Raw genomic sequence first — 13622 nt, forward strand, 5'->3', positions numbered from 1 at the left:
ACCCGGCCCCGAGGGCCGTCGCTCCCCCGCTCGGGGCGGGAGCGACGGCCCTCCGGCGCGTTCAGCGCCCCCGGAACGCCTCCACCAGGCGCGCGTAGCTGTCCCCGCCGTGGCCGTCCGCGACCGCCTTCGCCATCAGCTCCCGGTGCAGCTCGGGCAGCCGCCCGTCCACCCCGCGCTCCCGGCCGGCGTGCAGCAGGTGCCCGACCGCCGCGAGCTGCACCTCGACGGTGGCGTCGTCCCCCGGGTAGTGGCCGGCGTCGATCTGCGCGGCGTACCGCTCCAGGAAGCCGCTCACCGTCGTCAGCCAGCGCACCGCGACCGGGGTGAAGTCCACCGCCGCCACCCCGTCCGCGCCGGTGAGCGCCACCGCGTGCAGCCAGCCGCCGAAGACCGACCACATCGTGCCCAGCAGCCCCGCGTCGTACAGGGACGCCAGCCCCGCGTCCGCGCCCAGGTCCACCGGGTCGCCCAGGACGGCGAGCGTGTCGCGGTGCCGGGCGAGCGCCCCGGGCGTACCGCCGTACAGGAACATGCTCGTCCGCAGCCCCACGCCCTCCGGCGTCGTCATGATCCCGCCGTCCAGGTACGCGATCCCGTGCCCGGCCGCCCACGCCGCCATCTCCCGGGCCTGCTCCGGCGAACCGGAGGTCAGATTGACCAAAGTGCGCCCGGCCAGCGACTCCGCGACCGGCTCCAGCAGGGCGCTCACGGCCGGGTAGTCCCAGACGCAGACCACGACGAGGCCGCTCGCCGTGACCGCGTCCGCGACCGTGTCCGCGCGCACCGCCCCGCGCTCCACGAGCGCGCCGGCCCTGGCGGGGGTGCGGTTCCAGACGGTGGTGGGGTGCCCGGCGGCGAGGAGGGCGGCGGCCAGCGCCGAGCCCATCCGGCCGAGGCCCAGGACGGTGACGGGCGGGGTGTCGGTGTGTGTGTTCGTCGTCATGATCATCAGCCTCGCAGCGGGCCCGCGCCCCCGACAGCGGCAGGACTGCCCGTCTCCGCAAAAATCCTGCCGCGCCCGCCGGCCGGGCGCCGTACGCTCGGCGCCATGAGCCCCGGGACCGTCGCCATCGCCGTCGTACCGGACCCGCGCCTGGGCATCTCGCCCTGGGAGATGTACGAACTGTCCATCGCCCTCGCGGTGTTCGGCGTGGCGCACGACGACCTCGCCGACCCCTGGTACGAGCTGCGCCTGTGCGGGGCGGCGCCCGGCGGGCCCGCGGCCGGGCCGTTCGCGCTCCGCACCGACCACGGCCTGGACGCCCTGGCCGGCGCGGGCACCGTCATCGTCCCGTCCGTCCCGGACCGGGTGGTGGACGAGGGCGAGGACGTCCCCGCCGACCTGGTCGAGGCGCTGCGCGCCGCCGCCGCCTCCGGGGCGCGCATGGTGTCGCTGTGCACCGGCGCCTTCGCCCTCGCGGCGGCCGGGCTGCTGGACGGCCGCCGGGCCACCGCCCACTGGCAGCACACCCCCGCGCTGGCCGCCCGCCACCCGGAGGTGGTCGTCGACGACTCCGTGCTCTACACCGACGAGGGCTCCGTGCTGACCAGCGCGGGAGCCACGGCCGCCCTGGACCTGTGCCTGCACCTGGTCCGCCGCGACCACGGCGTCCGGGTCGCGAGCCGGCTCGCCCGGCGGCTGGTGGTGCACGCCCACCGCACGGGCGGGCAGGCCCAGTTCATCGAGGCGCCGCTGCCGCCCTCGGACGCCGACAGCCTCGGCCCGGTGCTCCAGTGGGCCACCGAGCACCTGGCCCGGCCGCTGACCGTCGAGGACCTGGCGCGCCGGGCCCGGATGAGCCCGCGCAGCTTCCACCGGCGGCTGCTGGAGACCACCGGGACCACCCCGCTGAAGTGGCTGCTCCAGCAGCGCGTCGCCCGCGCCCAGCTGCTGCTGGAGACCACCGACCTGTCCGTGGAGCGGATCGGCGCGGACAGCGGGCTCGGCAGCGCGGCCAATCTGCGCCACCACTTCGGCCGGACGGTGGGCGTCTCGCCCACCGCGTACCGGAAGGCGTTCAGGCCTTCGGCGCCACCTTCGACAGTCCGTTGATGATGCGGTCCATCGCGTCGCCGCCCGTCGGGTCGGTCAGGTTCGCCAGCATCTTCAGCGTGAAGCGCATCAGCATCGGGTGGGTCAGACCGCGCTGCGTGGCGATCTTCATGACCTTGGGGTTGCCGATGAGCTTCACGAACGCGCGGCCCAGCGTGTAGTAGCCGCCGTAGGTGTCCTTGAGGATCTTCGGGTAGTTGCGCAGGGCCAGTTCGCGCTGCGCCGGGGTGGCGCGGGCGTGCGCCTGGACGATGACGTCGGCGGCGATCTGCCCGGACTCCATGGCGTACGCGATGCCCTCGCCGTTGAACGGGTTGACCAGGCCGCCCGCGTCGCCGACCAGCAGCAGGCCCCGGGTGTAGTGCGGCTGGCGGTTGAACGCCATCGGCAGCGCCGCGCCCCGGATCGGGCCGGTCATGTTGTCCGGGGTGTAGCCCCAGTCCTCCGGCATCGAGGCGCACCACGCCTTCAGCACCTCGCGCCAGTCCAGCTCCTTGAAGGAGTCGGAGGTGTTGAGCACGCCGAGGCCCACGTTGGACGTGCCGTCGCCCATGCCGAAGATCCAGCCGTAGCCGGGCAGCAGCCGGTCCTCGCCCGGTCCGCGCCGGTCCCACAGCTCCAGCCAGGACTCCAGGTAGTCGTCGTCGTGGCGGGGCGAGGTGAAGTACGTCCGGACGGCGACGCCCATGGGCCGGTCCTCGCGCCGGTGCAGGCCCATGGCGAGGGACAGCCGGGTGGAGTTGCCGTCGGCGGCGACGACGAGCGGCGCGTGGAAGGTGACCTCGCGCTTCTCCTCACCGAGCTTGGCCCGCACGCCGGTGATCCTCCCGGTGCGGTCGTCGATCAGCGGCGCGCCCACATTGCACCGCTCGTAGAGCCGCGCGCCCGCCTTCTGGGCCTGGCGGGCGAGCTGCTCGTCGAAGTCGTCGCGCTTGCGGACCAGTCCGTAGTCCGGGTACGAGGCCAGGTCGGGCCAGTCGAGCTGGAGGCGCACTCCGCCGCCGATGATGCGCAGGCCCTTGTTGCGCAGCCAGCCCGCCTCCTCGGAGATGTCGATGCCCATCGCCACCAGCTGCTTGGTGGCCCGGGGCGTCAGACCGTCGCCGCAGACCTTCTCGCGCGGGAAGGCGGTCTTCTCCAGCAGCAGGACGTCCAGCCCGGCCTTGGCGAGGTAGTACGCGGTCGTCGAACCGGCCGGACCGGCCCCGACGACGATCACATCCGCGGTGTGTTCGGAGAGGGGCTGCTGCTCGGTCACGGCGGGGTCTCCCGAATACTCGAAACTGCGTACCGGACGGCACAGGTCGTGTGCAGTCTATGGGGACGTACCGACCACCGACCGAAGGGCCACCCGATGACCGAGCTGCTCCCCGCCGCCGTCGAGCCCGCGCCCGCCGGGCCGGCCGCGCCCGCCGTACGGCTGCGCGTGCCGACCCACGAGGACGCGTACGCCTGGCACCGGGTGTTCGACGACCCGGAGGTCATGGAGTACTTCCAGGGCGGCCCGGCCGAGCTGTCCGTCTACCACGAGTTCACCGCCCGCCAGCGGCGGCACGACGCCGAGCGGGGCTTCTGCCTGTGGACGCTGCTGGACGGCGGCGGCGAGGTCGTCGGCTTCACCGGCGCCCAGCCGTGGCCGCACGCCTGGGGCCCGGCCGGGGAGATCGAGATCGGCTGGCGGCTGGCGCGGTCCGCGTGGGGCAGGGGGTACGCCACGGCCGCCGCCCGCACCACCCTGGACCGGGTGCGGGCCGCGGGGGTGGACCGGGTGGTGGCCATGGTCAACACCCGCAACGAGCGGTCCATGGCGGTGGCGCGCCGGCTGGGCATGGAGCGCGCGGAGACGTACGCCATCCCCGGCAGCGGCGGCCAGGAGGGGTACTGCTACCGCCTGGAGTGGTGACCCGGGAGCGGGCGCCGGCCCGTCCGGGCACCGCCGGCCGCCCCTCCTCCCGCCCGGGAGGGCAGCGGTCCCGGGGCGGCGCCGCCTAACGTGGGCCGGCACGGGAGGTGGTCCATGTCCTCGGTGCTGCTCGTCGCGCTCTACGCCCTGGTCGCGGCGCTGTACCTCTACGCCCTGGCCGACTGCGTCAGGACACCGGCGCCGCGGGTGCGCGTGCTGCCCAAGGCGGGCTGGCTGGTCCTCATGGTGCTGTGCCCCGTCCTGGGCGCCGTCGCCTGGCGGAACCTGGGCAAGCGGCCCGCCTGAACGGCCCCCGGGCGGGCTACTGCTTCGTGCCCCGGTGCAGGGCCACGATGCCGCCCGTCAGGTTGCGCCAGGCGACCTTCGACCAGCCGGCCTTCTGGAGCAGGCCGGCCAGCGCCGGCTGGTCGGGCCAGCTCTGGATGGACTCCGCCAGGTACACGTACGCGTCCGGGTTGGACGACACGGCCCGCGCGACCGGCGGCAGCGCGCGCATCAGGTACTCCTCGTACACCGTCCGGAACGGCGCCCAGGTGGGGTGCGAGAACTCGCAGATGACGACCCGTCCGCCCGGCCGGGTCACCCGGTACAGCTCGCGCAGCGCGCCCTCGGTGTCCTGCACGTTGCGCAGGCCGAAGGAGATGGTCACCGCGTCGAACACGCCGTCCCGGAAGGGGAGCCGGGTCGCGTCGCCCGCCGTCAGCGGCAGCCACGGGTGCCGCTTCTTGCCCTCGCGGAGCATGCCCAGCGAGAAGTCGCACGGCACCACGAAGGCGCCCGCCCGGGCGAACGGCAGGGACGAGGTGCCGGTGCCCGCCGCGAGGTCGAGGACCTTGTCCCCGGCCCGCGCGCCGACCGCCCTGGCGACCTCCTTGCGCCAGCGCCGGTCCTGGCCGAGCGAGAGCACGTCGTTGGTGAGGTCGTAGTTCGCGGCGACGTCGTCGAACATGGAGGCGACTTCGTGCGGCTGCTTGTCCAGGGTTGCTCGGGTCACCCGCCCATTGTGGCAGGCGGGCCCCGGCCGGCTACGCCCGCCTGTGGACGAGCCGGCCGCCGATCACGGTCGCCACGCACGTGGACGCGCCGAGCCGCACCAGCGCCTCGCGGTCCGGCACGTCGAACACCGCGAACCGCGCCGGGCCGCCCACCACCAGGGCGGGCAGCAGCACCAGCGGGCGCGGCGACAGCGCGGGGGCACCGGGCGGCGGCGCGGGCCGCGCGCCCACCGCCAGGCCCGCCCGGCGCACCGCGTCCAGGGCGGCCCGCCCGCGCAGTTCACCGGCGACGGCGACCGTGCCGTGCGCCAGGAGCCGCTGCACCCCGCGCCGGGCGCTGGCACCCTGCCGGGCCGGGTCGGCGCGGAAGATCGCCCGCGCCCGCTCCCCGGTGACCGGCTCGGTGCCGTACCGGTCGGCCTCGCGCGGGTCGGGGTGGTAGGTCTGCTCCAGCAGCTCGGGCCCGTACGGGTTGAGCAGCCCCGGCGTGAGGATGCCGGGCCACCGCCGCACGCGCGCGTGGGGGCGGGCGGCGGCCAGCTCCTCGTACGGGCCGATCGCCGCGAGGACGGACCCCTCGACCAGCACCGCCGTGCCGGGCGTGGCCCCGGCCACGTGGATCGTCAGCACGGCCGGCTCAGGTGGCGGGGAGCAGCTTGAGCTCGGGGTGGGCCAGGCCGCCCTCGATGGCGGTGGAGGAGATGTGCGAGGCGACGCGGTCGTCGGCCGGGTCGTCCGCCGGGTCGTCGTGGACGACGATGTGCTCGTACGTCGTGGTCCGCTGCGCGGGGACGCGGTCCGCGGTGCGGATCATCTCGATCATCTCGCGCAGGTTGGAGCGGTGCTTGGCGCCCGCCGAGGAGACCACGTTCTCCTCCAGCATGATCGAGCCGAGGTCGTCCGCGCCGTAGTGCAGCGTGAGCTGGCCGATCTCCTTGCCGGTGGTCAGCCACGACCCCTGGATGTGCGCCACGTTGTCGAGGAACAGCCGCGCGACGGCGATCATCCGCAGGTACTCGAAGAGCGTCGCCTGGGTGCGGCCCTTGAGGTGGTTGTTCTCCGGCTGGTACGTGTACGGGATGAAGGCGCGGAAGCCGCCCGTGCGGTCCTGCACGTCGCGGATCATCCGCAGGTGCTCGATGCGCTCGGCGTTGGTCTCACCGGTGCCCATCAGCATCGTGGACGTCGACTCCACGCCCAGCCCGTGGGCGATCTCCATGATCTCCAGCCACCGCTCGCCCGACTCCTTCAGCGGCGCGATCGCCTTGCGCGGGCGCTCCGGCAGCAGCTCGGCGCCGGCGCCCGCGAAGGAGTCAAGCCCGGCCGCGTGGATGCGGGTGATCGCCTCCTCGACGGAGACGCCCGAGATCCGGGCCATGTGCTCGACCTCGGAGGCGCCCAGGGAGTGGATGACCAGCTGCGGGAAGTCCTTCTTGATGGCCGCGAAGTGCTTCTCGTAGTACTCCACGCCGTAGTCCGGGTGGTGCCCGCCCTGGAACATGATCTGCGTGCCGCCGAGCTCCACCGTCTCGGCGCAGCGGCGCAGGATGTCGTCCAGGTCGCGGGTCCAGCCCTTGGCGGTGTCCTTGGGCGGCGCGTAGAAGGCGCAGAACTTGCACGCCGTCACGCAGACGTTGGTGTAGTTGATGTTGCGCTCGATGATGTACGTCGCGATGTGCTCCGTACCGGCGTACCGCCGCCGCCGGACCGCGTCCGCCGCCGCGCCCAGCGCGTGCAGCGGGGCCGACCGGTAGAGGTCGAGCGCCTCCTCGGGGGTGATCCGCCCACCCGCGGCGGCACGGTCCAGGACGGACTGAAGGTCGGCCTTCTCGGTCACCGGGTGTCCCTTTCGACAGGGTTGTGGACGGACCGGACCAGCCTAACCGCCGCCCCCGGGCCCGGTTCCGCGCGGGTCGTCCGCGCGGAACCGCGCCGTCCTACCGGTGGGCCGCCGGCTCCGGCGAGGCCAGTAGCTCCACCGCCACGTCGGCCGGGTAGCCGGTCCCCGGGCCGGTCCGGCGGGCGAACTCCCGCACGCCCTCCAGCTGGTCCGGCCCGAAGCGGAAGTCCAGCGTGGTGAAGTACTTCTCCAGCAGCACGGCGTCGAACGCCTCCCAGCGCGCCGCGTGCTCGGCCACCTCCGCGACCTCCTCCAGCGACAGGTCCCGGGAGGCCAGGAACGCCTCGTGGACCTGGCGCACCACCCTCGGCTCGCGCGCCAGGTAGTCCTTGCGGACCGCCCACACCGCGAAGACGAACGGCAGCCCGGTCCACTCCTTCCACATCCGCCCCAGGTCGTGGACCTGGAGGCCCAGCCGCGGGGCGTCGTGCAGCGAGGCCCGCAGCGCGGCGTCGCCGATCAGCACCGCCGCCTCGGCCTCCTGCATCATCACCCCGAGGTCGGGCGGGCAGGTGTAGTAGTCGGGGGCCACCCCGTGCCGCTCGGCGAGCAGCAGCTGCGCCAGCCGCACCGAGGTGCGGGAGGTGGAGCCGAGCGCCACGCGCGCGCCGTCCAGCTCCTCCAGCGGCCGCTTGGAGACGATCACGCAGGACATCACGGGCCCGTCGCAGCCGACCGCCAGGTCGGGGAAGGCGACCAGACCATCGGAGTGGCGCAGGTACTCGACGAGGGTGACGGGGGCGATGTCGAGGTCGCCGCGCACCAGCCGCTCGCTGAGCTTCTCGGGGGTGTCCTTCGACAGCTCCAGATCGAGGAGCGTTCCGGTACGGGCGAGGCCCCAGTAGAGGGGCAAACAGTTCAGGAACTGGATGTGGCCGACGCGGGGCCGGCTCCGCAGCTCGTGGGGGTCGTCGGTTGAATTGTCCACATCGTGAGGCTAGCCCCGCCCACCCGGACCGGCACCGCCGGGGCCTCCGGCCCGCGGTCGGATCGTCAGCCTGGATGAACATTGTCAAACGTCCGGGTGACGTGATCTTTCCCTCTACCCATGCACACACGCTGCGTGCTAGGCTCGACGCAAGTTGCAGTTTGGTTTCCCTTGCAGTACAGAGCCTGCGGAGCATGTGACCCGCAGGCTTTTGTAGTTTTCAGACTTGTTTGGCAGGTTCTGGAGCAGGGCAACCCTTTGGCCCATAGGAGGGCTTATGGCTACCGGAACCGTCAAGTGGTTCAACGCTGAAAAGGGCTTCGGCTTCATCGCCCAGGACGGCGGCGGCCCGGATGTCTTCGTCCACTACTCCGCGATCAACGCGACCGGCTTCCGCTCCCTCGAGGAGAACCAGGTCGTGAACTTCGACGTCACCCAGGGCCCGAAGGGCCCGCAGGCGGAGAACGTCACCCCGGCCTAATTGCCCGGGTCGGCGATCGCGCACGACTTTTGTACCACCGATTGAGCAGTACCCAAGGAGCCCTTTCCGCCCGGCCGCAGCGCCGGGGGAAAGGGCTCCTGCCTTGTGCCCCCGCGCCCGAGCGGGCGGCCGTATTCTCGAAGGCATGACCGAACGCAAACCGCCCGGCGTCGATTTCGAGTCATTCGTCGACAAGCAGATCCGTGAGGCGGCGGAGCGCGGCGACTTCCGCGACCTCCCCGGCTTCGGCAAGCCGCTGGCCGACGATTCCGCCCCCTACGACGAGATGTGGTGGGTGAGGGGGAAGATGCACCGCGAGGGCATCGCCCCGGTCCTGCCGCCCGCGCTCGCCCTCCGCAAGGAGGCCGAGGACGCGCTGGAGGCGGTCGACCGGGCGGCGAGCGAGGCGGAGGTCCGCCGGATCGTCGCCGCGGTCAACGAGAAGATCGCCGCGGCGATCCGCCGCCCGCCCCCCGGCCCCCCGCTGCGGCTCGCGCCCCTCGACGCGGACGAGCTGGTCCGCCGCCGGGGGTTCCCGTAGCGGCACGGGGCCCTCAGGCGTACCGCACCCGGTAGCGCAGGTGCGTGACCTGCCTCCCCTCGGCCAGCGAGACGGGCCCCTCCAGCTGGTACGGGGCGTTCCTCAGGTCCGTGAAGAAGGGCGTCCCGCCGCCCATCAGGACCGGCACCAGGTCGATGCCGACCTCCTCCAGGAGCCCCGCGTCCAGGCACTGCTGGGCGATCGTCCCGGAGTTCACCACTACGTCCCGGTCGCCGGCCAGCTCCCGGGCCAGGGCGACCGCCCGCCGTACGCCCTCCTCGCCGCCGTCCGTGACGAAGTGGAAGGGCGCCCCCTCACGGGGCCAGCCGTCCGGCACCGTGTGCGTGAGGACCACCACGGGCACCCCCATCGGGTGCTCGCCGCCCCACCCCTCGGTCATGTCGAACAGCTTCCGGCCGACCACCAGCGCCCCGGTCTCCGCGACCAGCCGCCGCCAGTAGGTGGCGCTGACGTCGGTGAGGTGGAAGGTCAGCTCGGGGTGGGTGGTCTCGACGGTGATGTCGCCGTTGTCGTACCAGGCGAAGAGCTTGTCGAAGCCCGTCTCGCCGGGCCCCGAGACGTAGCCGTCCAGGGACATGCTGGCGCCGGTGCAGACCTTGGTCATGGTTCCCGCTCCTCCGTGTGCCGGGTGTCCCGCGCGTGTACGCGGCCCCCTGAAGGGCAGACCGGCGCGCCGGGCGTAACTCATCGCGGACCCGTCGCCGACCCGTCGCGGGCTCGTCGCGGGCTCGTCGCGGGCGGGAAAACCGGACCCCACCGGCGTAGCGTGAGACGTGTCTCGGGGAGCACGCCCTGCCCACGCGGGGAGACCTCAGGGAGGCCCGCATGGCCACCACCGCTTCCGCCGCCGCCCTCGGCATCCCGCGCACCCACCCGCTGCGCGCCCGGGCCGTGAACGCCGCCGAGGTCCGGGCGGCCGTCACCGCCCTGGAGGCGCTCGAACCGGCCGACTGGTCGCGCCCCACCGCCTGCGCGGGCTGGACCGTGCGCGACGTGGCGTGCCACGTGGTGGGGCAGTACGAGGAGCTGGCCCGGCCCTGGCTGCTGCTGGGCCGTGCGGTGGCCGGCCGCCGGCGCCACCCCGGCCTGTCCCCGCTGGCCGCGCACAACCAGTACCAGGTCGACGCCCGCCGGTCCGTGGAGCCGGGCACCCTCCCCGTGCAGCTGGCCCGCTTCGGGCCCGCCGCGCTGCGCGCGCTGGAGCGGGTTCCGGCGGGCGCCCGGCGGCGGATACGGCTGAGCACGGTGTTCCCCGAGGCCCGGGCGATGGCCGAGGACTCCCTGGACTTCCTGGCCCGGGTGGTCGTCACCCGCGACACCTGGATGCACCGGGTGGACATCTGCGACGCAACCGGCCGCGAGCCGGTCCTGCACGAGCACGACAAGGAGGTCGTGAGCCAGGTGCTGCTGGACCTGGCCCTCGACTACTCCGGCCCTCCGGCGTTCCTGGACCTCTCCGGACCGGCGGGCGGGCGCTGGACCCTGGGCCGGGGCCGGCCGGCCGTCGTGGTCGAGACGGACGCCCTGACGCTGATGCGCCACCTCTCGGGCCGCCCGCCGGTGGGCGACATCGTCTACCAGGGCGACCCCGCCGACGTCACGGCGCTGGCGGCGGCGCGGGTGCTGTTCTGACCCTCTGGAGCGGGTCGGGGGCGCGCGGGGAGGGGCCCGTCGCCGCGGTCAGCGGCCGTCGCCGGCGTACAGCGCGTCGATGTCCGCCGCGAAGTCCCGGGCGATGGCGGCCCGTTTGAGCTTCAGCGAGGGCGTGAGGTGTCCGGCCTCCTCGGTGAAGTCGGTGGCCAGCACCCGGAAGCGGCGGATGGACTCGGGGCGGGAGACCAGGCGGTTGGCCTCGTCCACGGCGCGCTGGAGGGCGGCGCGGAGGTCCTCGTCCTCGACGAGGTCCTTCAGCGGCACGCCGTCCTTCTTGTTCATCCGGCGCCAGTGGGCGAGGCCGTCCGGTTCCAGGGTGATCAGGGCGGTGACGTACGGGCGGTCGTCGCCGACGACGACGCACTGGGAGACCAGCGGGTGGGCGCGCAGCCAGTCCTCCAGCGGGGCGGGGGTGACGTTCTTGCCGCCCGAGGTGATGATGAGGTCCTTCTTGCGGCCCGTGATGGTGAGGTAGCCGTCCTCGTCCAGCGCCCCCAGGTCGCCGGTCGCCAGCCACCCGTCGGAGGCCACCGCCGGGACGGCCGTGCCGCGCTGGGCGTCCCAGTAGCCGGTGAAGACGTGGCCGCCCCGCAGGAGCACCTCCCCGTCCGCGGCGATCCGTACGGACGTGCCGGGCAGCGGGCGGCCGACCGTGCCCAGCTTGGGCCTGAGCGGCGGGGTCACGGTGGACGCGGCGGTGGTCTCCGTCAGGCCGTACCCCTCGAAGACGTCGACGCCGGCGCCCGCGTAGAAGGACGCCAGGCGCCGGCCCAGCGGCGAGCCGCCGCAGATGGCGTACCGGACGCGCCCGCCGAGGGCCGCCCGGATGCGGCGGTAGACCAGCGGGTCGTACAGCGCGCGGGCCAGCCGCAGTCCGCGCGAGGGGCCGGGGCCGGTGCCGTGCTGCGCGGCCTCCACCGCCTGCCCGTACCGCCGGGCGATCGCGGCGGCCCGGTCGAAGGAGGCGACGCGGCCCATCTTCTCGGCGGTGGCGCGGCCGGTGTTGAAGACCTTCTCCAGGACGTACGGGATGGCGAGCAGGAACGTCGGACGGAAGCCCGCGAGGTCGGCCAGCAGGTCCTCCGTACGGATCGAGGGGGCGTGGCCGAGGCGCACCCGGGCCCGCAGGCAGCCGATGGCGACCATCCGTCCGAAGACGTGGGACAGGGGCAGGAAGAGCAGGGTGGAGGCGGGGTCCTTGCTGACGGACCGGAAGACCGGGTGCAGGAGTCCGACCGCGTTGTCGACCTCGGCGAAGAAGTTGCCGTGGGTGAGGACGCAGCCCTTGGGGCGGCCGGTGGTGCCGGAGGTGTAGATGAGGGTGGCGACGGACTCCGGGGACAGTCCGGCCCGGCGGGCGGTGATGACCTCGTCGGGTATCCGGTGGCCCGCCTGCCGGAGGGCGCCGACCGCTCCGCCGTCGAACACCCACAGGTGCCGCAGGCCGGGCAGTTGGCGCCGTTCGCCGCTGAGGAGGCGGGCCTGGTCCATGGTCTCGGCGACGCACGCGGCGGCGCCGGAGTCCTGGAGGATCCAGCGCGCCTGGAGGGCGGAGGAGGTCGGGTAGACGGGCACGGTGATCAGCCCGGCGGCCCAGGCGGCGAAGTCGAGCAGGGTCCACTCGTAGGTGGTACGGGCCATGATGGCGAGCCGGTCGCCGGGGCGCAGGCCCTCCGCGACGAGCCCCTTGGCCACGGCGAGGACCTCGGCGGCGAAGGCGGCGGCCGTGACGTCGGTCCACGTCCCTTCGGCGTCCTTGCGGCCGAGCACCGGATCGGCGGGCGCCTCGCGGGCGTTGTCGAAGGGGATGTCGGCGAGGGACCCGCTCGTCACGGGCGGGACGAGGGGCGGTTCGGAGACTTCGCGCGGCGGCTGGAGGGGGGCGGGCGTCACGTGCGGCTCCTTCGTCGGGCCGGGCCGGGGCGGGCCGAGTGCAGCCGTCTCGACCCGTTCCTGACTTCCGAGTAACCTTACTCCGGAGTAAATCTAGGGCCGAGCAGGGAGCCAGGACAATGCCCGAGCGCCGTCCGCACACCGCCGCCGCGCCACCCGGCCGGCTCCCCTCCCTGCCGCTGAGCCTCGCCGCGGGGGCGCTGCGGTCGCCGTTCACCCGGCGGCCGGCCCCGGAGGTCGGCGCCCCGCCGGGCGGGTGGCTCGTCGTACCGGGCGTACGGATCGACCCGGCGCGGCTCGCGGCGTACGCCCGGGTCTGCGGGTTCCCCGCGGAGGGGCCGGTCCCGCTGCCGTACCCCCACGTCCTGGCGTTCCCGCTCGCCCTGCGCCTGATGGCCGCGCGGGACTTCCCGCTGCCGCTCCTCGGGCTGGTCCACACCCGGATCGAGGTCGCCGGCCACCGGCACCTGCGCCCGGCCGAGCCCCTGGAACTGGCGGTCCGCGCCGAGGGGTTCGCCCCGCACCGGCGCGGCACCGAGGCCACGGTGGTCACCGAGGCGCGGGTGGGCGGCGAGCCGGTCTGGGAGTCCCGCAGCGGCTACCTGGCCCGCCACGGGAGGCCCACCGGAGCGGGCCGTGACACCCCCGAGCCGCCCGCCGGGGCGCCCACCACCGGCCCCGGCTGCGAGGACCCGGCGCCCGCCACCGGCCCGCTGCCCGCGCGGGCCGTATGGCGCCTGGGCCCCGGCCTGGGCCGCCGCTACGGCCGGGTGTCGGGCGACCTGAACCCGATCCACCTGCACCCGCTCACCGCCCGGCCGTTCGGCTTCCGCCGCCCGATCGCCCACGGCATGTGGACCTTCGCCCGGTGCCTGGCGGAATCCCTGCCCCCGTATGCGTCCGGCGCCGTTCAAGCGGAAGCGGAGTTCAAGACACCCGTTCCTCTTCCTTCCACCGTCACTCACGTGGCCGGAGCGGGGAGCTTCGCTCTGCTGGACGAAAAGAACCGGCCGCATTGCCATGGGTCTTTCCAGCCGATGGATCCGCTTTCCTGACAGAGAAAACTCTTGTGAGGAATGCCTGCAACCTCACGCTTGCACGGGTGATTTCCGGCCAGAATCGGGCGATGAATGGCCAGCGTCTTCACCGCTTGCTCACTTTCCCCGCCCCTCGCCTTAACTCACTCCCGCCCCATGCACTCGCGGGGGAACCGATGGGCGCGCCACCGCG

15 protein-coding genes are annotated in these 13622 nt (G+C 73.9%); 7 read left to right on the forward strand and 8 right to left on the reverse strand.

Translation table 11 applies throughout. The features are described 5' to 3' along the window. Window positions 1-61: 61 nt before the first annotated feature. Entirely contained in the window at window positions 62-946 is an 885-nt protein-coding gene (locus ACF08D_RS15525; RefSeq protein WP_392223092.1) for an NAD(P)-dependent oxidoreductase, read from the reverse strand. 105 nt (window positions 947-1051) lie between these two features. On the opposite strand from ACF08D_RS15525, the gene ACF08D_RS15530 reads away from it, so the two are divergent. Further along, complete coding sequence (locus tag ACF08D_RS15530; protein WP_392223093.1) at window positions 1052-2056, forward strand: helix-turn-helix domain-containing protein; 1005 nt, start codon at window positions 1052-1054, stop codon at window positions 2054-2056. Here the strand turns inward: ACF08D_RS15530 and ACF08D_RS15535 are convergent. After that, entirely contained in the window at window positions 2022-3314 is a 1293-nt protein-coding gene (locus ACF08D_RS15535) for a geranylgeranyl reductase family protein (protein ID WP_392223094.1), read from the reverse strand. The genes ACF08D_RS15530 and ACF08D_RS15535 overlap by 35 nt on opposite strands. Before the next feature lie 96 nt (window positions 3315-3410). Between ACF08D_RS15535 and ACF08D_RS15540 the strand changes: the two genes are divergently transcribed. Together ACF08D_RS15540 and ACF08D_RS15545 are read left to right on the forward strand one after the other, a co-directional pair. Continuing rightward, entirely contained in the window at window positions 3411-3959 is a 549-nt protein-coding gene (locus tag ACF08D_RS15540; RefSeq protein WP_392223095.1) for a GNAT family N-acetyltransferase, read from the forward strand. A 114-nt stretch (window positions 3960-4073) separates the two neighbouring features. Next, window positions 4074-4265, forward strand: coding sequence for a PLDc N-terminal domain-containing protein (locus ACF08D_RS15545; protein WP_392223096.1), 192 nt, complete (start codon window positions 4074-4076; stop codon window positions 4263-4265). Window positions 4266-4281: 16 nt separating this feature from the next. Here ACF08D_RS15545 and ACF08D_RS15550 read toward each other — a convergent pair whose 3' ends face one another. The 4 genes from ACF08D_RS15550 to ACF08D_RS15565 form a co-directional block, all read right to left on the reverse strand. Continuing rightward, window positions 4282-4974: a demethylmenaquinone methyltransferase gene (locus tag ACF08D_RS15550; protein WP_392223097.1), complete on the reverse strand. Its 693-nt coding sequence runs from the start codon at window positions 4972-4974 to the stop codon at window positions 4282-4284. A gap of 31 nt (window positions 4975-5005) precedes the next feature. Then, a complete protein-coding gene (locus ACF08D_RS15555) occupies window positions 5006-5605 on the reverse strand; it encodes a hypothetical protein (protein WP_392223098.1) in 600 nt (199 codons plus the stop codon). A gap of 7 nt (window positions 5606-5612) precedes the next feature. Further along, window positions 5613-6812, reverse strand: a complete 1200-nt coding sequence (gene mqnC, locus ACF08D_RS15560; RefSeq protein ID WP_392223099.1) for a cyclic dehypoxanthinyl futalosine synthase — start codon at window positions 6810-6812, stop codon at window positions 5613-5615. Between the two features lie 100 nt (window positions 6813-6912). After that, on the reverse strand, window positions 6913-7803 hold the full coding sequence (locus ACF08D_RS15565; protein WP_392223100.1) for a menaquinone biosynthetic enzyme MqnA/MqnD family protein: 891 nt from the start codon (window positions 7801-7803) through the stop codon (window positions 6913-6915). 277 nt (window positions 7804-8080) lie between these two features. Here ACF08D_RS15565 and ACF08D_RS15570 point away from each other — a divergent pair, with 277 nt between their 5' ends. Then, window positions 8081-8284: a cold-shock protein gene (locus ACF08D_RS15570; protein ID WP_017948713.1), complete on the forward strand. Its 204-nt coding sequence runs from the start codon at window positions 8081-8083 to the stop codon at window positions 8282-8284. Window positions 8285-8429: 145 nt separating this feature from the next. Next, window positions 8430-8825, forward strand: a complete 396-nt coding sequence (locus tag ACF08D_RS15575; RefSeq protein WP_392223101.1) for a DUF1992 domain-containing protein — start codon at window positions 8430-8432, stop codon at window positions 8823-8825. 13 nt (window positions 8826-8838) lie between these two features. Here the strand turns inward: ACF08D_RS15575 and ACF08D_RS15580 are convergent, their stop codons facing one another. Further along, a complete protein-coding gene (locus tag ACF08D_RS15580; RefSeq protein WP_392223102.1) occupies window positions 8839-9450 on the reverse strand; it encodes a dihydrofolate reductase family protein in 612 nt (203 codons plus the stop codon). Window positions 9451-9671: 221 nt separating this feature from the next. On the opposite strand from ACF08D_RS15580, the gene ACF08D_RS15585 reads away from it, so the two are divergent. After that, on the forward strand, window positions 9672-10478 hold the full coding sequence (locus ACF08D_RS15585; RefSeq protein WP_392223103.1) for a maleylpyruvate isomerase family mycothiol-dependent enzyme: 807 nt from the start codon (window positions 9672-9674) through the stop codon (window positions 10476-10478). 48 nt (window positions 10479-10526) lie between these two features. Here ACF08D_RS15585 and ACF08D_RS15590 read toward each other — a convergent pair whose 3' ends face one another. Next, entirely contained in the window at window positions 10527-12392 is a 1866-nt protein-coding gene (locus tag ACF08D_RS15590; protein ID WP_392223104.1) for an AMP-dependent synthetase/ligase, read from the reverse strand. A 119-nt stretch (window positions 12393-12511) separates the two neighbouring features. Between ACF08D_RS15590 and ACF08D_RS15595 the strand changes: the two genes are divergently transcribed. Beyond that, entirely contained in the window at window positions 12512-13447 is a 936-nt protein-coding gene (locus tag ACF08D_RS15595) for a MaoC/PaaZ C-terminal domain-containing protein (protein ID WP_392223105.1), read from the forward strand. Window positions 13448-13622: the final 175 nt, after the last annotated feature.

The organism is Streptomyces sp. NPDC015131, assembly GCF_043079975.1.
Lineage (GTDB): Bacteria > Actinomycetota > Actinomycetes > Streptomycetales > Streptomycetaceae > Streptomyces.